This window comes from Marinobacter sp. AN1 (assembly GCF_026013985.1).
GTDB classification, from domain to species: Bacteria; Pseudomonadota; Gammaproteobacteria; order Pseudomonadales; family Oleiphilaceae; genus Marinobacter; species Marinobacter segnicrescens.
On record NZ_CP110342.1, the window covers coordinates 3771660 to 3794426 of the forward strand.

20 protein-coding genes are annotated in these 22767 nt (G+C 60.8%); 7 read left to right on the plus strand and 13 right to left on the minus strand.

Going from position 1 to position 22767, the window contains the following annotated elements; genetic code table 11:
* The first annotated feature begins 88 nt into the window (after positions 1-88).
* Entirely contained in the window at positions 89-934 is an 846-nt protein-coding gene (locus LJ360_RS17435) for a pirin family protein (protein WP_264994559.1), read from the plus strand.
* 24 nt (positions 935-958) lie between these two features.
* Here LJ360_RS17435 and LJ360_RS17440 read toward each other — a convergent pair whose 3' ends face one another.
* The 8 genes from LJ360_RS17440 to coaBC form a co-directional block, all read right to left on the minus strand.
* Positions 959-4735, minus strand: a complete 3777-nt coding sequence (locus tag LJ360_RS17440; protein WP_264994560.1) for a DUF1631 family protein — start codon at positions 4733-4735, stop codon at positions 959-961.
* A 340-nt stretch (positions 4736-5075) separates the two neighbouring features.
* On the minus strand, positions 5076-6386 hold the full coding sequence (argA, locus tag LJ360_RS17445; protein WP_091853196.1) for an amino-acid N-acetyltransferase: 1311 nt from the start codon (positions 6384-6386) through the stop codon (positions 5076-5078).
* Positions 6383-7504 (minus strand): acetylornithine deacetylase, encoded by a 1122-nt coding sequence (gene argE / locus LJ360_RS17450; protein ID WP_091853283.1) that lies wholly within the window; start codon positions 7502-7504, stop codon positions 6383-6385. Before argE ends, argA begins: the two co-directional genes overlap by 4 nt.
* A gap of 109 nt (positions 7505-7613) precedes the next feature.
* Positions 7614-8882 carry a hypothetical protein gene (locus LJ360_RS17455; RefSeq protein ID WP_091853198.1) on the minus strand — a complete coding sequence of 423 codons (1269 nt, stop codon included), beginning with the start codon at positions 8880-8882 and terminating at the stop codon, positions 7614-7616.
* Between the two features lie 68 nt (positions 8883-8950).
* Positions 8951-9847, minus strand: a complete 897-nt coding sequence (gene argB, locus LJ360_RS17460) for an acetylglutamate kinase (RefSeq protein WP_091853200.1) — start codon at positions 9845-9847, stop codon at positions 8951-8953.
* 61 nt (positions 9848-9908) lie between these two features.
* Complete coding sequence (locus LJ360_RS19935) at positions 9909-12536, minus strand: phosphomannomutase/phosphoglucomutase (RefSeq protein WP_320108775.1); 2628 nt, start codon at positions 12534-12536, stop codon at positions 9909-9911.
* A gap of 118 nt (positions 12537-12654) precedes the next feature.
* Complete coding sequence (gene dut / locus LJ360_RS17470; protein WP_091853204.1) at positions 12655-13116, minus strand: dUTP diphosphatase; 462 nt, start codon at positions 13114-13116, stop codon at positions 12655-12657.
* A gap of 22 nt (positions 13117-13138) precedes the next feature.
* Positions 13139-14353, minus strand: a complete 1215-nt coding sequence (coaBC, locus tag LJ360_RS17475) for a bifunctional phosphopantothenoylcysteine decarboxylase/phosphopantothenate--cysteine ligase CoaBC (protein ID WP_264994561.1) — start codon at positions 14351-14353, stop codon at positions 13139-13141.
* 168 nt (positions 14354-14521) lie between these two features.
* On the opposite strand from coaBC, the gene radC reads away from it, so the two are divergent.
* The 3 genes from radC (at position 14522) to rpmG (ending at position 15832) form a co-directional block, all read left to right on the plus strand.
* Positions 14522-15205 carry a RadC family protein gene (gene radC, locus LJ360_RS17480; RefSeq protein WP_091853208.1) on the plus strand — a complete coding sequence of 228 codons (684 nt, stop codon included), beginning with the start codon at positions 14522-14524 and terminating at the stop codon, positions 15203-15205.
* A 223-nt stretch (positions 15206-15428) separates the two neighbouring features.
* Positions 15429-15665 carry a 50S ribosomal protein L28 gene (rpmB, locus tag LJ360_RS17485; RefSeq protein ID WP_091853210.1) on the plus strand — a complete coding sequence of 79 codons (237 nt, stop codon included), beginning with the start codon at positions 15429-15431 and terminating at the stop codon, positions 15663-15665.
* Positions 15666-15676: 11 nt separating this feature from the next.
* The gene (gene rpmG / locus LJ360_RS17490) at positions 15677-15832 is read left to right on the plus strand and encodes a 50S ribosomal protein L33 (protein WP_091853212.1); all 156 of its coding nucleotides are present in this window, start codon (positions 15677-15679) and stop codon (positions 15830-15832) included.
* 71 nt (positions 15833-15903) lie between these two features.
* Here the strand turns inward: rpmG and LJ360_RS17495 are convergent, their stop codons facing one another.
* The 3 genes from LJ360_RS17495 to LJ360_RS17505 all read right to left on the minus strand — a co-directional run bounded on the left by LJ360_RS17495 (position 15904) and on the right by LJ360_RS17505 (position 18269).
* Positions 15904-16764 carry an endonuclease/exonuclease/phosphatase family protein gene (locus LJ360_RS17495; protein WP_264994565.1) on the minus strand — a complete coding sequence of 287 codons (861 nt, stop codon included), beginning with the start codon at positions 16762-16764 and terminating at the stop codon, positions 15904-15906.
* 57 nt (positions 16765-16821) lie between these two features.
* Positions 16822-17460, minus strand: coding sequence for a thiol:disulfide interchange protein DsbA/DsbL (locus tag LJ360_RS17500; RefSeq protein WP_264994566.1), 639 nt, complete (start codon positions 17458-17460; stop codon positions 16822-16824).
* A gap of 203 nt (positions 17461-17663) precedes the next feature.
* Positions 17664-18269, minus strand: a complete 606-nt coding sequence (locus LJ360_RS17505) for a c-type cytochrome (RefSeq protein WP_264994567.1) — start codon at positions 18267-18269, stop codon at positions 17664-17666.
* 154 nt (positions 18270-18423) lie between these two features.
* Between LJ360_RS17505 and yihA the strand changes: the two genes are divergently transcribed.
* From yihA to coaD, 3 genes are all read left to right on the plus strand, one after another.
* Positions 18424-19137: a ribosome biogenesis GTP-binding protein YihA/YsxC gene (gene yihA / locus LJ360_RS17510; protein ID WP_091853220.1), complete on the plus strand. Its 714-nt coding sequence runs from the start codon at positions 18424-18426 to the stop codon at positions 19135-19137.
* Positions 19138-19294: 157 nt separating this feature from the next.
* The gene (locus LJ360_RS17515) at positions 19295-20740 is read left to right on the plus strand and encodes a coniferyl aldehyde dehydrogenase (RefSeq protein WP_264994569.1); all 1446 of its coding nucleotides are present in this window, start codon (positions 19295-19297) and stop codon (positions 20738-20740) included.
* Positions 20741-20811: 71 nt separating this feature from the next.
* Positions 20812-21291 (plus strand): pantetheine-phosphate adenylyltransferase, encoded by a 480-nt coding sequence (coaD, locus tag LJ360_RS17520; RefSeq protein WP_091853222.1) that lies wholly within the window; start codon positions 20812-20814, stop codon positions 21289-21291.
* A gap of 78 nt (positions 21292-21369) precedes the next feature.
* Here the strand turns inward: coaD and LJ360_RS17525 are convergent, their stop codons facing one another.
* Both LJ360_RS17525 and LJ360_RS17530 read right to left on the minus strand, forming a co-directional pair.
* Positions 21370-21999, minus strand: coding sequence for a YdgA family protein (locus LJ360_RS17525; RefSeq protein WP_264994570.1), 630 nt, complete (start codon positions 21997-21999; stop codon positions 21370-21372).
* Positions 21939-22682, minus strand: a complete 744-nt coding sequence (locus LJ360_RS17530; RefSeq protein ID WP_264994572.1) for a YdgA family protein — start codon at positions 22680-22682, stop codon at positions 21939-21941. Before LJ360_RS17530 ends, LJ360_RS17525 begins: the two co-directional genes overlap by 61 nt.
* Positions 22683-22767: the final 85 nt, after the last annotated feature.

Here is a 22767-nt window from a genome sequence, read left to right on the forward strand (position 1 = left end):
TGAACACCGGGGCCGGAATTTTCCGGTTTTATCCTACCCCTGATCGTTCTCTAATGATGGCAACCAAGACTGTTGAACGGAGGCCATCATGACCGAACGTACTATCAAACGCGTTATCCCCGCCCTGGAAACCTCGGACGGTGCCGGCGTGCGTATCCGCCGCTCCCTCGGGCAGACCCAACTGGTGCGAATGGACCCATTCCTGATGCTTGACGAGTTCGGCTCAGACCAGCCACAGGATTATATTGCCGGCTTCCCCGCCCATCCTCACCGGGGGTTCGAGACGGTCACCTATATGATTGAGGGCCATATGCTCCATGAAGACCACCTGGGCAACCGCGGCAATCTGCGCAATGGTGGCGTCCAGTGGATGACGGCTGGCCGGGGCATCGTGCATTCTGAAATGCCGCAACAGGAAGAGGGCATGATGCGGGGCTTCCAGCTCTGGCTGAACCTGCCCGCGGCAGAAAAAATGAAAGCGGCCGGCTACCGGGATATCCAGCCAGAAGACATCCCCCGCATCGCACTGGACGGGGGCGAAGTCCGCCTGATCGCCGGCGAACTTTGCCTGGACGGCCAACTGCGGCAGGGAGCTGTCAGCGGAGGCTCCACCGAGCCTCTCTACGCTGACCTGCACCTCGGGGCTGGCGGCACCCTTGCCTTGCCGGTGGCGGCACACCTCAATGCCATGGTGTACCTTTACGAAGGCAGCGCCAGCATTTGTGGGCACGAACTGACCCGCTCCGCCGCTACGGTACTGGAGGCAGGAGACCGGCTGGTGCTGGAGGCAGGCCCGCAGGGTGCACAGCTGCTCCTGATCGGCGGCCGCCCCATTGGCGAACCCGTGGTGCAGTATGGCCCGTTCGTGATGAACAGCCGCGAGGAAATCGAACAAACCCTGCGGGACTACCAGAGCGGCCGGCTGACCGCCTGACAGGAAGCCCGGGCTGGAGGAGGGTCAGACAGTCCCCAGGCGCTCCAGCAGCCCCGGCTTTTCAATGACATAACCCTGACCATAGTCCACACCCAGCTTGCGCAGCATGTCCAGGGATTCCCGGCTTTCGATGTGGGTAGCGATGACCTCCCGGTTCAGATAATGGGCCATTTCCACCATGGAGCGGACCATGGCCTGGTCGGTTTCGCTGTCGGCAATCTGACCGACAAACGCGCCGTCGAGCTTGATCATGTCCACCGGCAGACTGCGCATATACTGATAGGACGTAGGGCCTGCGCCAAAGTTGCCCAGACAGAACCGGCAACCGAGCTCCTGCATCTCGCCGATGAACTCCGCCACCGAATGCACATCCCGGATGGCAGCGACCTCGGTAATCTCGAACCACAACCGCTCGATGGGCGCATCGGCTTCGCTGAGCTTGCTGTAGATAAATTCCAGCAAACCCTCGTCGTTGAGGGAATAGCCTGACAGGTTAATGCAGTAACCCGGCTGACGCTCACCTCCGCTGCCCCCCTGGCGGCCACTCCGGGTCCGTAACCAGTCAAGCATGTAACCCACCACCCAGCGATCCACGAACTGCATGCGGTTGTAGCGCTCGGCCATACGCACAAAGTCTGCAGCGGTAATCAGCTCGCCCTGGTCATCGTACATGCTGATCAGCACTTCATACTGGGTGGTCAGGCGGGTTTCCTTGTGCAGCGGGATGATTTTCTGACATCTCAGCAGCATCCGCTCTTCGTCGAGGTCTCCCAGGCTGGCTACCTTGGCCGCAATCTGCTCCTGCTTTTCAAAGTTTTCCGGTTCGAGCTGGTAGACTTCGTATTTTCCGGATCCACGGGTCTTGGCCAGCTTGCAGGCCTCTTCGGTAGCCCGCAACCAGCGTCCGGCGGTGGTCAGCACCGGCAACTGGGGCGCCAGGCCGGCGCTGGCCGACAGTCGGTATTGGCGCCCCTGCCAGCTTAGCTCAAGATTCTCGATGGCATGGATGATACCCGACACCATGGGGCCGGCTTCTTCCGATGGTAGCAGGAAGCCAAATTCGTCCCCATCCAGCCTTGCCAGCGGCATACCGTCCACTACCTGGTCCCGAAGAATGCCAGCCACTTGCCGAAGGGCCTCGTCACCGGCCGCGAGGCCGGCAGTATCGTTGAGAAGCCGGAACTGACGCAGATCCAGCCGTACCAGGGTTCGCTCGTCCTCATGGCGGCTCAGCTGCTGCTCCAGCACCCGTTCAAACTCGCGGCGCTCCAGCAGTCCGGTCAGCTCGTCATGGGTGGATGCCCACGACAGCTGGTCGTAGACCTTGCGTACCATCCGGTCGATGCTCTCATCCACCAGCGGCCGCTCATACTGACTGTCAGGAACAATCAGCCCTTTCTGCATGCGCTCTGCCAGGTCAGCCAGTTCCAGCTCCACCACCCGCATGCCCTGGTGGTTAACAAACACGAACCGGTTGAAACCCCGGGCAATCCATACCAGGCGGATGTACTGGACCTGATCGGCATTGGTCTGATCTTTAAGCCAGTCACCGGTACGCAACTTCTGGGCCCGGGCAATCCAGCGTTGAAGACGCTTCTGCAGGCGGTCCTGCTGTTTGCGATCCGCGTCCTCCCCGGGTTCGGTAACGGGCATGGGGACCCGCTCCACCGGTGTATCCGGCGAGCGTACCAGGAACTGCTTGAGCTCTTCCCGCACCTGGGTCGCCGGCAGGTGGTTACTGGAGATAGAGCCCAGGCCTTCCTGGATCAGTCGCAGCAACTCCGACAGGTTGATGTTCATCTCCGGGTCGTCGGCAAAGGCCATCAGCGTGTCAACTACGGACAGATAGTCCTGCCAAAGCTGACTGTCCGGCCCCTGGCGAATCCAGGTCAGCGATAACAGATCCCGCCAACCGGCATTCAGCAGACTGACCACCGCCCGGGGCACCTCACGGCCACCCAGCCGCTTATCCAGTGCCTGGCTGACAGCTGCCTTGGAATCACTGACTTTCTGGGCGCCTTCGGCAGCGGCGGTGACCCGTTCCACATTGCGGCGATAAATCAGGTTCTGCCGGTCTATCAGCGTATCGAGCTCGCCCATGGCCCCCTCAAAGACCCGGGTATCCTGCTCGAATTCGGCCGCGATGCGACCAACAAGGTCGTCTACCCGGCGCTGTACCGCCGGGTTGGTACGGCCACCACGCATCCCCAGTTGTGCCAGTCGATTCATCACTCCCCGGACCGGACTTTCGATATCGTCAAAGAAGTCAGGATCCCGCAGCACCACCTTGAGCACAGGAACCTCAAGCTGACGCATCTGCTCGCGGGTATGGTCCGTCAGCCTGGGGCTCTCCACCACGCTACGAAAGAACCGGTCCACCACATCCAGGGCGGTCTGCTGTTCCTCGTCCAGGGCATGGTCGCCAGAGCTTTTGACCTGTTCGATCACACGCTCCTTGAGAGGCGCTGCATGCTCTTGAGGCTTCGCCGCTTTCTGCAGGGTATGGAGCTGGGACTGGAATTCGCCCTGGGACAGCGGGCGGGCATTTTCGGCGAACGGGGCCGGCGTGTCTCCGGCCTCCCGCCCGGCCTTGAGCGTTCCAATGAGGTTACGAACCGTGGCAAACGCCGAACGGGCCAGCGTCATCTGTTCCTGGAAACCCTGGCTGCGAGTTCCTGTCAGGGGTGCCAGGGCCGGCTGCGCAGACTTTCCCCCCGACGACGCGGGCGCATCCTCGGGCTGACCACTGACCGCCTCCGGGACAGGCTCTGGTCGAGGTGCCGGTTTCGGGGCCTCGCTGCGGGGTCTGCGCTCACTGAGATACCGGCTAAGGTCCAGATCCGGCAGGATGCCGTGGCGAACCAGGATCTGGTTGAGTTCTTCGTAAAGCGGACCGATTTTCTGCAGGACCAGGGTTTCAAAGGTTTTCAGGCAGATTTTTTCCACCGCCCGGCTGGTACGCAGACTTTCCAGCCCGGTATGAAAGGCTTCGCAGACCAGGGAGGGTCCCAGCGGGTTCTGATGGCCGGTGGCATTGGTAACACCAAGGCGATCCAGCCGCATGCGCAACTGGAGAAGCTCGGCTCGATACAGGGTATCAGCCTTGGTCACCATTACCTTGATCGCCAGCCAGTCTTCAAACTCCCCCTTGTCCACCAGGGACAGGCTGGACGGGGACTGGCCCTCACGCTGCGGTTTCAGCGGGGACTCCAGATACCGCGACATCAGCAGCCACATGGAGCGCTGTCGGCTTTCCACCTGTGCAGCCGCATCCATGTACTCATTCGCCTGCTGATCGTTGGCAGCCTTCAGGGCAGCCTGGCGCAGGTTTTCCGCCATGGCCCCGAAGCATTCAGTCATCAGTGGTTCGATGTGCTGTGACACACTCCGGGCACACTGCCGCAGGACAAACTGGACCCTTTCACTGGGAGGCTTGAGCGAGGCTCGTTCCTGGAAGGCTCCATCGGCGCCGCACTGGCTGAGCATGGCTTCGACAGCCTTAGGGCTGGAGCGGGTAAACTCGACCCCCATGGCACCGTCAATCAGGCGCACCGGCCGGGCCTCCAGCTGGTGACGCTCACGCCCATCCCCGGTGCGGAAATGGAGGCCGAGGTCTGCGCCGGGGTATTTCTGGAGGTAGGCGCGAATTCTGGCGGAGGTATCGCCTGAATATCGCACGAACAATCCCTCTGCACAAAAGTCGGCAATCTGGCATGGCCACATCCCGGACTCCCCCAGGTCAACCTGGGCTGCCAGCTTGATGGGACGGCGGGGACTGGAGCGTCGTTCCTTCGGATCCATTGACTACCTGATCGATGGTATAGCCCGGCAGCACCTTGGCGCCAGCCGGGGCGATTCCCTTTAAGCGAGTGATAACGGACACCCGCAACGCTACCTCAGCAAACCGGAACACATGCCCGGCAAGCCCCTCCGAACGGGACGGGGCTCTGAGGTCAGTATAGCCATGATGGCCAGGAAACAAGGTCGCTGGAGACTGGCCCGGGGCATGGACCGGAACCTTTTGTTTCCAATTGTTAATGTGACTACTTTAACGACGGTTCGTCAAGAGAGTTCCCGGAAAATTTCGAGCAAATGCTCGCTCCTGAGTGAGGCTTCCACGCCTTCACCGGGCAGCCAACCCTCAGCCCAGTGTTTTGACGAACACCTTGGAATTGCGCCGTGTATTGTAAGTCGCCAGTTTCGGACCCGGCAGTGACTGGATCGTCGACGGCTCGAAGCCCCGTTCCCGGAACCAGTGTTCGGTTTGGGTGGTCAGTACAAACAGACGGGCCAGGCCCTCGCCCCGAGCCATGCGCTCGATCAGCGCGAGGATTTCATCGCCCCGGCCACCCCGGCGGTAGGCTGGATCCACCGCAAAGCAGGACAGTTCGCCGGACTGCTCTTGCGGATAGGCATAGAGAGCCGCGCAGCCGATGATCATGCCATCCCTCTCGGCCACCACGTATTGGTCGATCTCGGTTTCCAGCATCTCACGGGAACGACGCACCAGCACGCCCTGCTCCTCCAGCGGCTGGATCAGTTCAAGGATACCGCCGATATCCTCTACCCGGGCACGGCGGATCTGTTCATAGTTATCGTCGGTGACCAGGGTACCGGAGCCATCCCGGGTGAACAGTTCCTCCAGCACGGCACCGTCGCGCAGGTAGCTGATAATGTGAGCCCGGCGCACACCGCGAGTACAGGCATCGCAGGCTGCCCGCAGCAGGTCCGCATCATGGCCGGAAACCACACGTTCGGCTACCTTCTGCAAGGCCTGGCGTACGGTAAGCTCCCGTATCAGCGAACCGTCTTCGTCCAGCACTCCCTGGTCATCGGTGAACACGATCAGCTTGTCCGCCCTCAGGGCCGAGGCTACCTGGCTGCCCACATCCTCATAGGAGAGATTGAAGATTTCCCCGGTGGGAGAGTATCCCTGGGGCGGCATCAGCACGATGTGACCCGACTCCAGCAGCCGCTCGATACCGGCCGTGTCCACCCGGCGCACCCGGCCGGTGTAGCCATGGTCCACGCCATCCAGCACGCCCACCGGTCGGGCGGCGACAAAATTGCCACTACAAACGCGAATCTTCGCGCCGTGCATGGGCGAATTCACAAGCCCCATGGACAGCCGGCTCTCCAGCCAGGAGCGCAGACCGCCCACAGCTTCCATGACCAGGGGCAGGTCCTGTTCCGGCGTGACCCGAAGGCCTCCGACAAACTCTGACTGGTGCCCGGCCTGCTCCAGACGCTGCTGGATCTGGGGGCGGGCGCCAAAGGTCACAACCAGGCGGATACCCAGGCTGCTGAGCAAGGTGATGTCATGGATGATGTTCAGCAGGTTATCACTGGCCAGGGCCTCGCCCCCCAATACCAGTACGACAGTGCTGCCGCGGTGGGCGTTGATATAGGGAGAGGAGTGACGAAAGCTGTGCAGCCAGTCGGATACGCTCATAGACAGAAGTGCCTGATCAGTTGTTTCAGCAGCGAAATAGTGGGGTTGACCTGGGCCAGGTCCAGGTATTCATCCGGCTGATGGGCCTGGTCGATGGAACCGGGGCCCAGAACCAGGGTTTCCAGGCCCAGTTTCTGCAGCCAGGGGGCCTCGGTGGCAAAGGCCACGGCCTCAGCCTGGTGACCGGTCAGCCTCTCACACACCTTGACCAACTCGGCTTCCGCCGGGGTTTCAAACGGGGGTACACCGTCGAACAGGGGTTCGAAGGTCAGTGACAGCTCCCGACGGCGGGCCAGGGGCCCAAGCCGGGTGAGAATGGCCTGGCGCAACTCGCTCATGTCCATGCCCGGCAGGGGACGCAGATCAAAATGCAATTCGCAACGGGCACAGATCCGGTTGGGGTTATCGCCACCGTGGATACATCCCAGATTCATGGTGGGATACTGCACCCGGAAATGGGGATTGCGATGGCGTTCCTGCCACTGCCCTCGCAGGACCAGTAGTTCATTCATGGCCTCGTTCATGCCTTCCAGCGCATTGCGACCAAGGGAAGGGTCCGAGGAGTGCCCTGACTGGCCTTCAAACACCAGCCGCTCCATCATGATGCCCTTGTGCATCCGGATGGGTCTCAGCTCGGTGGGCTCACCGATCACCGCGTAACGGGCCCTGGGATAACCTGCCTCCGCCAGGGCCCGGGCGCCATTCATGGAACTTTCCTCGTCGGCGGTGGCCAGCAGGATCAGCGGCTGTTTCAGCGGTTGCCGGGCCGCCTCCCTGGCGGCCTCGATAGCCAGGGCAAAGAATCCCTTCATGTCACAGGTGCCCAGGCCGTACAGGCGGTTGTCGCGCTCGGTCAGGGTAAACGGGTCACTTTTCCAGCGCTTGTCATCAAAGGGAACTGTGTCGGTATGGCCAGACAGCACCAGCCCGCCAGGGCCTGAGCCGAGTGTGGCCACCAGGTTGTATTTCCCCGGCATGCCCGGGACTGGCAGGATCTCGTTACGGAACCCGAGCGCACCCAACCACTCCGCCAGCTGGTTGACCACTGCTTCGTTACTGTGATCCCACTCGGCGGATGCGCTGCTGATAGACGGGATACCCACCAGGCGCTGCAGCATGGTGTGTACATCCGGCGGCCCGGGGTTCTGTCCGGACGAATTACGATGGGTCTGATCGGTCATCTTGCCAGGCTCCTGCAGGGTCAGTCAGGGCGCGGAGTGGCGATTGTCAGTCTTCTGCCGTCTGGCCCCGGCGCCAGACGGCCAGCTGATCTATGGCACGACTCGCCATGGGGTAGGCCACTTCACCACCGTCCACCGGGCGCGCCACTTCCACCTGTCGCTCGTCAACACGTATAAGCCGGCCTTCAACGGTACGCCCGTTGCTCAGGGTAACCCGGACGGTGTAACCAAGCCAGTCACCCGCATGTTCTGTGGCAACAACCTGCCAGCCTGCGACCATCGGACTCTTTTCCGGGTCAACCACAGGCTCCAGCGCCTGCTCGGGTACTGTCGGCGTCACCGGTTCTATCGCGGAGAGATAGACATCGGGCACCACAGCCCCGTTGTAGGAGACTGCCAGGGCAGGCGCAGCCTCACCTCCTTCAGTCCCGGAGTCGTTAGCATCCCGCAACGGAATACCCGCCCAGGCCGCTTTCGGGTCCAGCGATACCACCAGCTCACCGCCTTCCGTCAGCCATTGCCGGTAGAGGGCCAGTAGTTGGGGGGACGCCTGCAGGCCACGGCTTTCCAGCCCTTCCCGGAAGGATGTCATGACCAGGTCCGCCCAGGCAGCTGCAGGCAGGCCCGTCTCCCTGGCGCAATACGCGGTAACGCGGCGCATCATGCCCCCGTCTCGCAGCACTACCTGGACGGTCTCGGCCGAGGGGGTAAGGTTGACACCATCCGGATCCAGCCTTACCCGTGCCCCCTGCCAGAAAACCTCGACGCCCCCGGACTCCCGGGAGTGTATCTCCAGCCTGACCCCACCGGACGTCTGGCGCACCTGGGCATCGCCCGCCAGTTCATTAATACCCATACGAACCAGGTCGCCACTACCGAGTTGCTGCCTGGCATCCGGGCCACATACGGGCATGAACAGGGGGCGTGGCGCCAACTCATCGGTATCCGTCACCCAGTTACGCAGCATGGCGGCGTCCAGGGGCAACCGCCAGCCGGAGGCTTCCAGCCGCCAACTACGCGGCAGGTCATGGGCGCTGTGAAGGCCTTTCAGCAGCGCCAGTGGCGACCCTGCCTGCAGGTGCAGCCGTTCAATCGTCAGGGGCTGGGTCAGACGGAACGACTGAAAGCGGGTGTTCTCCAGGACAAGCTCACCACTCACCCCTGAGCTGATACTGCCCCGCTCCAGCGCCCCATGGTCTGACAGGGATCGGCGCAACTCCGCCATGGTCTGGTCCGCGTACCACCAGACCGCACCTTTGTACGCACCCCAGCCTGCGAGGACCAGGATAACAATCAGCGACAACAGTTTTCTCAAGGCTTCCTCTCCCTGCGGGGACACACGCTGCAGCAGCTACCCGGGCCGTTTCAGGCGATAGCGGGGAATCAATTCCGGGAAATCAGCGTACCCACACCTTCGTCGGTAAAGATTTCCAGCAGGGTGGCATGTGCCACCCGGCCGTCGATGATATGGGCCGTCTTTACCCCGTTCTCCACGGCACTCAGTGCGCAGCGGATCTTGGGTAACATGCCACCGTGGATGGTGCCATCCTCGATCAGGTCATTGACCTGGGCTGCGGTCAGGCCTGTAAGCACCTGGTCGTCCTTGCTCTTGAGGCCGGACACGTTGGTTAGCAGGATCAGCTTTTCCGCCTTCACTGCCTCGGCCACCTTGCCAGCCACCAGGTCAGCATTGATGTTGTAGGAGGCGCCGTCGGGCCCGACCCCGATGGGCGCAATGACCGGTATCACATCGCTGTGGGTGAGCATGTCGATGACCTTGGTGTTCACCTGGGCCACCTCTCCCACGTGGCCGATGTCGATGATTTCAGGACGGCTGACCTCGTCGGACTTGCCCACCACTTCCAGTTTGCGGGCGCGGATCAGGTTGCCATCCTTGCCGGTCAGACCAACGGCGGTGCCACCGTGGGCATTGATCAGGGAGACTATTTCCTTGTTCACCTGGCCACCAAGAACCATCTCTACCACATCCATGGTCTCCGAGTCGGTAACCCGCATCCCGTTGACGAAGTGGGACTTGATGTTGAGCCGGTTCAGCAGATCGCCGATCTGGGGGCCGCCACCGTGCACCACGATGGGATTGATACCCACCAGTTTCATCAGCACCATATCCCGGGCGAAGCTGCTCTTGAGCTCCTCGTTTTCCATGGCGTTGCCGCCGTACTTGATCACTACCGTCTTGCCGGTAAATCGCTGGATATAGGGCAGGCCCTTACTCAGGACGTCTGCCACCTGCATTGCCGTATCACGATCCAGTGCCATTAATCTTGCCTTATCGAGAGTTCTGCCCGGCACGTGCCGGGCACAGGTCATAAAACCGGGTTCAGAAGGTTATGTGTACGTCCGGGGCCAGGGCCTTGAGCTGCCCCCGGAAAATCTGCTTGATACGCTCGAGCGCCGCTTCGTTCTCGGCCTCGAATCGCAATACCAGTACCGGGGTCGTATTGGAGGCCCGGCACAGGCCCCACCCGTCGGGGTAATCCACCCGTACACCGTCGATGGTGGTGATGTTCGCTTCGCTGAAGTCGGCCAGGTCCTTGAGGCGTTCAATAATGCGGAACTTGCCTTCGTCCGTCACCTCCAGGTTCAGCTCAGGTGTGCTGATATCCTCCGGGAACTCGGCAAAGACCTCACTGGCCTGGCGGTCCTCAATGCCGAGGATCTCCAGCAACCGGGCCGCGGAATACAGTCCGTCATCAAAGCCATACCAGCGCTCACCGAAGAAAATGTGGCCGCTCATCTCCCCAGCCAGCAGGGCACCGGTTTCCTTCATCTTTGCCTTCATCAGGGAGTGGCCGGTCTTCCACATCACCGGGCGACCTCCCGAGGAGGAAATCACGCCACTGAGACGGCGGCTGCACTTGACGTCGAAGAGGACGTCGGCGCCCGGGTTGCGGGAGACCACGTCTCGGGCAAAGAGCATCATCAGGCGATCGGGCCAGATAATCTTGCCTTCGTTGGTAACTACACCCAGGCGATCCCCGTCGCCATCAAACGCGATGCCCAGGTCAGCACCCTCCTGTTGTACGCGCTCTATCAGGTCCTGCAGGTTCTCCGGCTTGCCGGGATCCGGGTGATGGTTCGGGAAACTGCCATCCACCTCGCAGTACAATGGAATCACTTCGCAACCGAGCTCTTCCAGCAGCAGGGGGCCAAGCTCGCCGGCTATACCGTTGCCCGCGTCAACGACAACCCTCAGGGGCGCAGCTACGGCGATGTCGCCGGTAATACGATCCAGGTAATCCCGCCGCACATCCTGGTCGGATGCACCACCCTGCCCCCGGTGCAGGTCGCCCATCTGTACTCGCTGCAGCAGTTTCTGGATGCCCTCTTCCGCCAGGGTTTCGCCCCCCAGCATGATTTTCAGGCCGTTATAGTTGGACGGGTTGTGACTGCCGGTCACCATGACGCCGGAACCGGTACCCAGGTGATGGGTGGCAAAGTACAGCACCGGTGTTGGCACCGCCCCTATCCGGATGACATTACAGCCAGCTTCCATCACTCCGCGGGCCAGCGCATCCGCCAACTCCGGGCTGGAGTGGCGGCCGTCGTAGCCAATACAAAGCGTATCCTGGCTTCTGTCCAGTGCTTCCGAGCCAATCGACTGACCGATCAGGCGAACAATCTCCGGTGTCAGCGTTTCACCGACAATACCGCGAATGTCATAGGCCCGGAAGATGGAGGGGGACAGCTCGGCCCGGGGGGCCGGTGCTTCCGTGACTTCCGGCGTAGCGCCGGCAGGACTCTCCCCAAAGCCCAGCACGTCCTCATCGCCATCAAGCATGTCGATGTCCGGCATATCCCGCTCCTGGAACAGGGGCTCACCCATATCCGGGTCCGCTGGCTGCGCCGCTTTCGGTTCCGGAGCCTTGCGGGTAGTGCCTTCAATTCGCTTCTCCACCGCCTTGCTCAGTCGGTGCAGGACATCCGCCAGTACTGAGGGCAACTCCCAACGGAACTGAGGGGGCGCCGAACGATCACCTGAGAACGCCTTGTTGGCCCACTGGACCAGGCCGGTGGTTTCCTTGCGCAAGCCGGACTGGGCGGACGACAGCATCAACCACACGATCACGGCTGCGACCAGGAACCCTGCCACCACCAACCCCAGCAAAAGCACCGGCACCGAGGTGGCCGCGGCCCGCTGCGACTGATACCGGAGGCTCCAGTCAGGCACCGAAAGTGATCGAGTCACTTCCGGCCCCGCGCCCTGACCGCGACTGACGACGTTGCGAGACTGCCCACCTACGGTCTGGACCAGGGTCGCCTGACCCTCAACACCTGAAAGTACGTCTGCCAGTACGCCGGCATCGAACTGGATCACCAGGGTACCTTCCGCCACTTCGGTAGAGGGATTACGAACCCGGGTTGCCATCTGGACCCGCCAGCCGCCGTCGGCCGGGAATGCATCCGGGGTGACCGGACGACCGGTTTCCGCGCGCCGGGCCAGGTCAAGTGTGGCAAAGCCAAGGCCAGCCTGCTCATCAGCCCGCCGGGGGATAGAGCCATAGGGGAACAGGAATACCCGCTCGATACCAGGCATCATGGACTGCAGTTCGCCAGCCAACTCCCTGGCCCCACCGATTTCTCCGAGGGCCTCACGCACCGAGGCCTGGGTACCAAGCCCTTCAGTCAACGACTGCAGGAATCCGATACGTTGTTCCAGCCGGTCCACCGCCTGCTCAGCGCCGCGCTCGGCCGCCAACTGCTGCCCTTGCTGCTCGGCCGGTTGCAGCACAACCAGGTACATCACGGCAGCCACCACCAGGCCGGTGATAACCACGGCGAGGGCCTGGCCCAGGGCCACCGACGAAAGCTTGCGGACCTTGCTGCCCCCGGACTCTTTCGGTGCCTTGCCCCGAGCAGTTTTTCTGGTGGCTTTGTTGTTATCGGAAGTGGCCTCGGGCGACGAGTCAGCAGTTCCGGCCGCTTCCTTTTTCTTGCCAAATTTCATAGTCGGCTCCGTCTCGACGGCTGTTACAACAATACGTGACCTTCAAAGGGTGAATGGCTGTCAGTATAGATGGTTACATGAATTCGTTAATGACACATTTGGCGTATTGGAAACTTTATCAGTGTCGTCCGGTGGAGCCGAAGCCGCCTTCGCCGCGTCCGCTGGCATGGAACTCGTCTACAATATCGAACTGCGCCTGCACGACCGGCACCAGCACCAACTGTGCGATACGCTCACCGACATTCACGGTGAACGCAGTACTGCCGCGGTTCCAGCAGGAAACCATCAGTTCACCCTGGTAGTCTGAATCGATCAGTCCGACCAGGTTGCCCAGCACGATACCGTGTTTGTGACCCAATCCACTGCGAGGCAGGATCATGGCGGCGAGGGTGTTATCCTCGATATAGATGGAAAGCCCGGTGGGAATGAGCATTGACTCCCCCGGCGCCAGGGTCACCGGCCCTTCCAGGCAGGCCCTCAGGTCCAGTCCGGCGGAACCGTCGGTGGCGTACGTAGGCATGGGGATATCCTGGCCGATACGCTCATCCAGGATGCGCATCTGCACGGGCTGATGACTCATACTTCTATTCCTCAGGGCAGTTTCAGGGTTGGGCGGGCATCCGCTCGGCTATCAGGGCAACCAGCTCCCTGGCGACCTCACTCTTCGGGGCGGGGCCGATGGCACGCTGCCCCCCGGACCAGAATACCGTGACAGCATTCTGGTCGCTGTTGAACCCGATACCCGGCGCAGACACATCGTTGGCCACTATCATGGCCAGCTTTTTGCGTTTCATCTTGTCCGTGGCGTAGGCAGCGACGTCATTGGTCTCTGCCGCAAACCCTACGGTAAACGGCGCATCGCTCCGGGCGGCAATGGTGGCGAGGGTATCCGGATTACGCACCAACTCCAGGGACAGGGTCTCTGAAGACTTCTTCATTTTCTGGTCTGCCATAGCGGATGGCCGGTAATCCGCCACGGCGGCGGTGGCGATAAAGATATCCGCACCCTTGTCCACTTCTGCACTGCTCGCCCGCAACATGTCTTCGGCGGTCTGAACCGGCACCACTTCCACACCTGATGGTTCCGGCAAGCTTACCGGGCCGCTGACCAACGTCACCGTCGCACCAGCGGCATGGGCGGCTTCTGCGATGGCATATCCCATCTTGCCGGAACTGTGGTTGCTGATGTAACGAACCGGGTCAATAGGCTCCCGGGTTGGGCCGGCGGTGATGACTACCCGGCGCCCGGCCAGGGGACCGGAATCGACAGTCACCGATGGTTCAAACTGATTGATCAGGCCGAACAGGGTCTGAGGCTCGAGCATCCGCCCTGGCCCGGTATCGCCACAGGCCTGGCTGCCCTGGTCCGGGCCCCAAAGGGTGATCTGGGGGTCTTCCTCCAGCAAGTGAACGTTACGCTGCGAACGGTAATTGCCCCACATGGCCTGGTTCATGGCAGGAGCCAGGGCGATAGGAGCCTCGGTGGCGCAGCAAACGGTAGCCAGCAGGTCATCGGCCAGGCCATGGGCCAGCCGCGCCATGAAATCCGCTGACGCTGGTGCCACCACCACCAGGTCCGCCCACTTGGCCAGCTCGATATGACCCATGCCGGCCTCGGCTTCCGGGTCCAGCAGGGAACTGCGCACGGGCTCGCCACTGAGGGCCTGGAAGGTCATCGGGGCAACGAAGGCCTCCGCGCCCCGGGTCATCACCACCCGTACCGGGTAGTCGGCTTTTCTGAGTAACCGCACCAGTTCCGCGCTCTTGTAGGCAGCAATACCGCCGGTGATGCCCAGCAGGATGTTCGGTCTGGCCATGATGTCTCCGTAATACCCGTGTCCGGTCAAAGGGCTATAAGATAGCATTGCCGACACTTCCCCGACAGTGGGTCGGTCGTGCTAAGATTCTTGCGGTTTTGGCCGCGGCTCCCGGGAGATGTCCCGGCGACCACTGATGAATGCAGGAAGCACCCACAAGGATCCAGGATGGATACAACCACACGACCCCAATGGCCCCGGGACGAGCGCCCCCGGGAGCGGCTGCTGGCCCACGGTGCCGAAAGCCTGTCTGATACCGAACTGCTCGCCATATTCCTGCGTACCGGGACCGCCGGTATGCCAGTCATGGCCATGGCCCGGCACCTGCTGGAAGAGTTCGGCAGCCTGCGAGGCCTGATGACCGCCTCACACAACAGTTTTTGCCGGGTTCGCGGGCTGGGCACCGCCAAGTATGCACAGGTGCAGGCCGCCATGGAGATGGCGCGGCGGGTCATGGACGAGCCGGTGCGCCACGGTGACCCGCTGACCTCGCCGGAGGACACCCGGCGCTATCTGGGCGCCAGGCTTGGCACCCAGCCCCATGAGGTGTTTGCCGGCCTGTTCCTGGACAACCGACACCGGGTAATCCGTTACCAGGAGATGTTCCGGGGCACCATTGATGGCGCGGCAGTCTACCCTCGGGAAGTGGTGCGCCAGGCGCTTGACTATAATGCCGCAGCGGTTATCTTTGCCCACAACCACCCATCAGGGATTGCCGAACCCAGCCAGGCGGACATCTCCCTGACCCGCCGCCTCAAGGATGCGCTGGGCCTGGTGGATATTCGGGTGCTGGATCATATGGTTGTAGGGCATGGCGAAATTATTTCACTGGCCGAGCGGGGACTGATGTAGCCGAACCGGAAACTGCACAATTTCCCAACAATCTTTTGCGTTAGCCCCCCCGTTCTGGTATAAAAGCGTCCCTTTCTGGCGGCGTCTGGCGAGCACCGTGCGCACTGCAGACACGTAAAGCAACCAGAGACCCGATGACAGGAACCTCTGTGAAGGATCAGCTTCAGAGGCTTCCTTAAAAACGAATTCGTATTCAGGACCCAAGCTCAGGTCGGAGGCAAACATGTCCAGAGTCTGTCAGGTAACCGGTAAGCGGCCGGTAACCGGTAACAACGTTTCTCACGCTATGAACCACAACAAGCGTCGCTTTCTGCCCAACCTGCAGAGCCATCGCTTCTGGGTCGAGTCCGAGAAACGCTTCGTGAAGCTGCGCGTATCCACCAAGGGCATGCGCATCATCGATAAAAAAGGCATTGACGCTGTGCTGGCCGATCTTCGTGCCCGCGGCGAGAAAGTATAAGGAGCCGCATCATGCGCGAGAAAATCAAGCTGGTTTCATCAGCAGGTACTGGTCACTACTACACGACCAAGAAGAACAAGCGTAACACTCCGGAAAAGATTGAGATCAAGAAATACGATCCGGTTGTCCGCAAGCACGTTGCGTACAAGGAAGCGAAGATCAAATAAGATCGCTGCTTACCGAAAAACCCGGCCATGGCCGGGTTTTTTTGTGGCCGCTCGACAGCGCCCTGTCCGACTCAGAACGTTTCCAGGTACCCCTTGGGCAAGGCAATATCCATGGCGATGGGCAGGTGATCGGATAGCGGATAGCTCACCACTTCCGAGTTGCGGATTTCCAGGCTGGGGCTGACCAGGATGTGGTCCAGCGCCCGCTCCGGCCGCCAGCTGGGAAAGCTGTGGGCGGTTGCCGGCAGCGGCACCAGGTTGGCGTGCTTCAGGGGGGTATTGGTCAGCAGCTCGTCGGCATGGTTGTTCAGGTCCCCCATCAGGACCACGTGCCGGTAATCGGCAATCAGCTCATGGATATAGGCCAGCTGGCGGGCCTGCCCGGCCTTGCTCAGGGACAGGTGCATGATGACCAGCACCAGCGGATCATCCGCATCTCCGTAACGGGCAATAATAGCACCACGGCCAGGCAACAGACCCGGCAGGCGGTGCTCGGTAACATCCAGCGGCCGGAACCGGCTCAGCAGACCATTGCTGTGCTGGGCCACCGGCCCGAGATTACGATTGAGTTGCTGGTGCCAGTAAGGAATGCCCGCGGCCTCGGCCAGGTACTGCACCTGGTTGATGTAGCCGCTGCGCAGACTACCGCCGTCACACTCCTGTAACGCTACCACGTCGTAGTTGCGCAGCAGGGAGGCTATGCGGTCCAGGTTCTCGATGCGCCCCCGGTGCGGCAGCACATGCTGCCAGCTACGGGTCAGGTAATGGTGGTAGGAGGCGGTATTGATACCCACCTGGATATTGAAGGTCAGCAGCCGGATGTGGTGACCAGGCTCGAAGTCCGGCACATGATCCATACCCGAGCAGGCACCCCGCGATGGAGCAGCCCGGCCAGTGCGATCAGCAAACCCCTGTTTCAGCCTTCTGTACATTCCAGCCTTCTGCCAATGGCCGGCTCCGGGCAAAACGCCCTTACACCGGCTGCCAGTTTATTGAGCGCCTTCACCACGCTCCTTCTCTACAAGGTAGTCTACTACCGCCAGCGCTTCCTCATAGCCACCAGCCATACTCGGTGAGGTACGATACTTTCCGGCCACCAGAACGGTAGGGGTGCCCCGTACCTGGGCCCCACGCAGCACCGACATGGCCCGCTGGGTCTGGGCCTTTACGCCAAAGCCGTTGAAAGCCTTGAGGAAGGCTTCACGGTCAACACCGTACTCAGCGACAAAGTCGGCCAGATCGGAGGCACTCGACAGGTCCTGGCGCTCAGCGGCCAGCGCCTGGTAGAACGCATCGTGGGTCTTTTCACGGGCATCCAGCGCTTCCACCGCATAAAACGCCTTGGCATGCTCCGCCGCCGCCCGATTCATGGGTGCAGGGAGATAAACAAAGTTGATGTCCTCACCCATATTCTCCTTCCAGGCCTGCACATGGGGCTCGAACTCCAGACAATAACCACAGCCATACCAGAACACCTCAGCCACTTCGATACCCTCAGCGGAGGAGGCACTCACCTCACTGGGCAGGCGCTGGTAGTGCTTGCCCTCTTCCCACTGGTCCTGGGCAGACGCGGAAAAGGCAATGGTGGCGGCGATAACGCCCGTGGTCAGGTGTCGGAAAATTCCCATGGATATACCTCTGGATTCGTTCTGGTTGTGATTTGGACTCTACCCCGAAAAGACAGGGGCGTCGGCAAAAGGTTCACCCGGGATTATGTCCCAGGCCTGCTTCCGGTATCCAGTCGTGACGGCGTTACCGTGCTGACAGGATGCCAAAAACGCAAAAGCCCGCACGAAGCGGGCTTCCGGAAACACTGTCAGACTGACAGGAATCAGTTCAGGCCGGAGATGTAGCTGGCCACGGCCTCGATTTCCTCGTCGGTCAGCCTGGATGCGATATCCGTCATGATCTGCGACTGGTAACCACCACGCTCGCCGTTACGGTAGGCTTTCAGGGTCTTGACCACATACTCTGCGTTCTGCCCACCCAGGTGCGGGTAGCCAGCAGGCTCGTTACCCTTGCCCTGCGGGTTGTGACAAGCGGCACAGGCGGCCACGCCAGAGGCCAGGTTACCGCCACGATACAGCGATCCACCAAGGTCGACCAGCTCCGGATCAGCCTGGCCAAGGGGCATGTCTTCCTGGTTGAAGTAGGCCGCCAGGTCCTGCAGGTCCTGATCCGACTTGCCATCCAGCTGACCGATCATCTCGGGGATTTCGCGGTTCCCATCCCGGATAGCCAGCAACTGGTTATAGAGGTAAGTCTCCCCCAAACCGGCGATTTTCGGGTAGACGCCCATTACCGGAGCGGTACCTGCCTGTCCATGACAGGCCGCACACGCAGCGGCCTGGGTCTCACCAGCTTCAGGATCTCCCGCACCGTGAGCCGTCATAGAGAGGCCCACGCCGAGAACCACACCTGCGATCAGTTTCTTCATGCTCGCTCCGCTTATCTCTCATCAGAAACGTTATTCTTTGTGCCGCCGGCAGAACTGGAAAAGCCACGATTATCGGGGCATTGGCAGTAGTAACCTGCGCACTGTCCGGAAATTGGTGTAGCATTATACATTAAGGAGCCAATGAATAAATGCCATGGGCCTGTCTCAGGTCAACCCGCTGTCCATCGGCTCTCGCCAGGACCATGAAACCGACATCCTCGCCATTCAGGAATTCTCTGTGACATCCGAAGCACCCAAACCGATTTCGTTCAACAGCGCCCGCTTTCTGGTCAGTGCTGCACGGCTGCAGGACTGTCCGCCAGACGCCGGGCGTGAGGTCGCCTTCGCCGGCCGGTCCAATGCCGGCAAGTCCAGCGCCATCAACTGCATCACCACCAATGGCAAGCTGGCCCGGACCAGCAAGACCCCGGGGCGCACCCGGCTGATCAACTTCTTTTCCCTGAACCGGGAAAACTGCCGGCTGGTGGACCTGCCCGGCTATGGTTACGCCAAGGTTTCCCGGGATATGAAGGATGACTGGCAACAGCACCTGAGCCACTATCTCACCGAGCGGCGCAGCCTGGCAGGACTGGTACTGGTGATGGACATTCGCCACCCGCTGACCGACTTTGACCAGATGATGGTGGAATGGTGCGAACATAACAACCTGCCGCTGATGATTCTCGCTACCAAGGCGGACAAACTGAAGTTCGGCCAGGCGAAAACGGCTATGCTGGGGATCCGCAAGGCCCTGAAGGACAATCAGTGCCTGGAGCACCTGATCATGTTCTCGGCCACCAGCAAGACCGGGCTGGAAGAATGCCGCAAGGGGCTGACAGACTGGCTTGAATCCGGGCAGGATGACTGAGCGCCCGACATAAAAAAACCCGACCGGTTTTCCCGGTCGGGAATCGTCAGGGTTTGCGACGTACTGAGACCTGAGTCTCACCGGCGAGTCCGTTGGCACCGGCATTGACTATGATCAAACTTTCACCTGAAAGTTCCCTTTACCCGAGGAATTGGATATGACCGCAACCGTTGTTCCCCTGAGCGAGAGCAAAAAGCAGATCCAGCTTACCGCCCGGGTACTGGCGGAGCAGAAGCAGGCCTTCAGCCGTAACCCCCTGCCATCACTGGGCGAACGCCTCGACAACCTGCAGCGCCTGAAAAAAGCGCTGCTGGCACACCAGGAGCAGTTCTGCGAGGCCATCGACAAGGATTTCAACGGCCGCTCCCGGGACGAGACCCTGATCGCCGAGGTCATTCCCTCGGTGGAGGGCATCAATTACGCCATGAAACACCTCAAGGGCTGGATGCAGCCGGAACGACGGCATGTGTCCATGCTTTTCCAGCCGGCCAGTAACAAGGTTTATTACCAGCCCAAGGGCGTGGTTGGCATTATCGTGCCCTGGAACTATCCGCTTTACCTGGCGGTCGGGCCGCTGGTGGCAGCAATCGCTGCAGGTAACCGGGCCATGATCAAGATGTCGGAATTCACCCCCCATACCTCGGCCCTGCTTGCCAACCTGGTGGAGGCCACCTTCCCCCGTGACCTGGTAGCGATCATCAATGGCGAGGCTGACGTCGCCGCGGATTTCTCTGCACGCCCCTTTGACCACCTGTTGTTCACCGGCTCCACCACGGTAGGCCGCCTGGTCATGAAAGCCGCCTCGGAAAACCTGACGCCCGTGACCCTGGAGCTGGGGGGCAAGTCACCGGCTATTGTATCCGGTGACGTTCCGGTGGAGGATGCCGCCGAGCGCATTGCCTTCGGCAAAGCTCTCAATGCAGGCCAGACCTGCGTGGCACCGGATTACGTGCTGTGTCCGTCAGACCGAATCACGGCCTTTGTGGATGCTTTCCAGGATGCCATGGCGCGGATGTATCCCACCCTGCGGGACAATCCGGACTACACCGGCATCATCAACGAGCGCCAGTACCGGCGATTACAGGACTACCTGGCAGATGCCCGCAGCAAGGGCGCCCAGGTCATCGAGATCAATCCCGCCGAAGAGCATTTCGAGGACGGCTGTCGCAAGATGCCCGTCACCCTGCTGCTCAACCCCACCGAAGACATGAAAGTGATGCAGGACGAGATTTTCGGGCCGCTGTTGCCGATAGTGGCCAGCAAGGGGCTGGAAGATGCCATGGACTTTATCAACCGTCGCCCCAGGCCGCTGGCCCTGTACTACTTTGGCTACGACCGGGATGAGCAGAAGCGCCTGCTGGCGGGCACCCATTCGGGTGGCGTCTGCATTAATGACGCACTGATGCATGTAGCCCAGGATGACCTGCCCTTCGGGGGCATTGGCGACTCCGGCATGGGTCATTATCACGGCAAAGAGGGCTTCCTCACCTTCTCCCATGCCCGGGCGGTATTCAGCAAACAGAAGATCAACAGCGGCAAGCTGATTTATCCGCCCCACGGCGGAGCCTTGCACAAGCTGGTCTATCGATTCTTTATTCGCTAGTGTATGCGTCGGCTTATTTGACGTACCAAACCACAATTATCAGCCCCTGAGATGAGCAAGGAGTAACATCAATGACAACGGTTATTTACCCGGGAACCTTCGACCCCATCACCAATGGCCATATCGATCTGGTGGAGCGCGCCAGGCGGCTGTTTGATGAAGTGGTAATCGCCGTTGCCTACAGCTCCAAGAAAAACCCCCTGTTTACCCTGGAAGAGCGGGTCAAACTGGCGGAACAGTCCACGGCACACCTGGACAATATTCGGGTGGTAGGCTTTGACAACCTGCTGGCCGACTTTGTCCGGCAGCAGAAGGCCACCGTACTGTTGAGGGGCCTGCGGGCGGTTTCTGACTTCGAGTATGAGTTCCAGCTGGCAGATATGAACCGCCACCTGGCACCGGAGGTGGAGAGCGTCTTCCTGACGCCCTCGAACCACCTGTCTTATATCTCGTCATCCCTGATCCGTGAAATCGCCTCCCTCGGAGGCGATGTATCAGAGTTTGTGACGCCAGTGGTACAGGATGCGCTGAAAGCCAAGTTCGCGAGCTAGCAGTCCACAAGGCCTCCGGCCCATCAGCAAAGCCGGGCCTCTTAAGGCCCGGCTTTGCTGTTTCAGGGGCAACCTGACCTACATCTGTGAAGGCAAGCCAGCACCCATGCCAGGCACCGGCAACGGCATCTCGTTGCCGTTGAGGTTCACCATCATGTTGCTCAGAGAGGCTTCCATCACATAAAAGTCGCCCTCTTCCTCCAGAACGCCCTGGATAAGCAGCGGCATCAGCTCCTCACCCAGCTCAGGGTAACGATCAGCCAGAGCCCTTGGCAGCTTCACTGACATCTCCCCTTCGATGGTCCGGGCGATCATCATCAGCGGCACCGGCTCACCATCCGCCTGTTCCGGGTGGGAGATCACCAGGCGCCCGGTCACCGGACCATCGGGCGAACTCAGGTCCAGTTGGGCACTGGTGGACAGGCCATCCGCCATCATCGCCTCGATACTGCCGGTGAGCGCCATCGTGGCCTGCATCTGTTGCTCGAAGGCCTGCTGAGGGTTGTCACTGCCACTGACGGCCATGGCCTGAAGCTGGTTCACCGCCTCAAGCATGTCGTTCCAGGCCGCTACGCTCACGTCGGACAAACCGAATCTGAAAGTGTGGGGGCCCTGACTTTCGTCGCCATAGTGAACCTTGTCCAGGGTCAGCGTTGTTGCCAGGCCGAATTTTTCACCGGCACTGTCGGCATCGGAATTGCTGACCATTTCCAGTTTTCCAGTACCAGCTCAGGCTCATCCCGACTGGTAACCGAGACTTTGTCCAGGGTCACGGTAGCTTCACCGGTCCACAACTTGCCTGTCAGCAGACTGGCATGTTGGTCAAGGTTGAGGTTTTCCATGGACACCCGTACATCGGGCCCACGCAACACCAGGCCGGGCAGTTGCATCCTGGCGTCCAGGGTTTCGCCGTCTTCACTGATGTTCAGGGTGGCGTAGCTTGCCGAAACATTCAGGGACTCACCGCTGCTGTCGTCGGTGTAGTCGATGGCCGGCACGTTCAGCTCAACCAGGGAGGATCCCCAGGCACTGGTGGTAACCGTAACGGTGGGCTTCTCGTCAGGAAACACCGCCTCCATGCCAGCATCGTCGGCGAAATCGAAGTCAAAATCGATGGTGCTGCTAGTGACACCGTGGGAGATATCGCCAGTCCAGCCCAAGGGATAGCGCTCGCCGGTATCCGGGTCAACGGCAAACAGCTGGCCATGGGCCTCAGAGCCCAGGTAGCCCCGCTCATAGCTCTCGGTTTCCATCACGAAATAAGGCTGGGAGGCGTTGAATTGTTCAGTGGCAGACTGCCAGTGCTGTTCCGTCAGCTTTCCCACGGCCCATGGGGCAGAAACGGCTGCCACCAAAACCACGCCGCCGGCAATGATCCATACTTTTTTCATTTCCTTGCTCCAACTCAGGGAGCCAGTGAGCGCTACTGCGCGCTACCCGGACGTCCCTGTCTACTGATCCTGCCCGCCTTTCCCT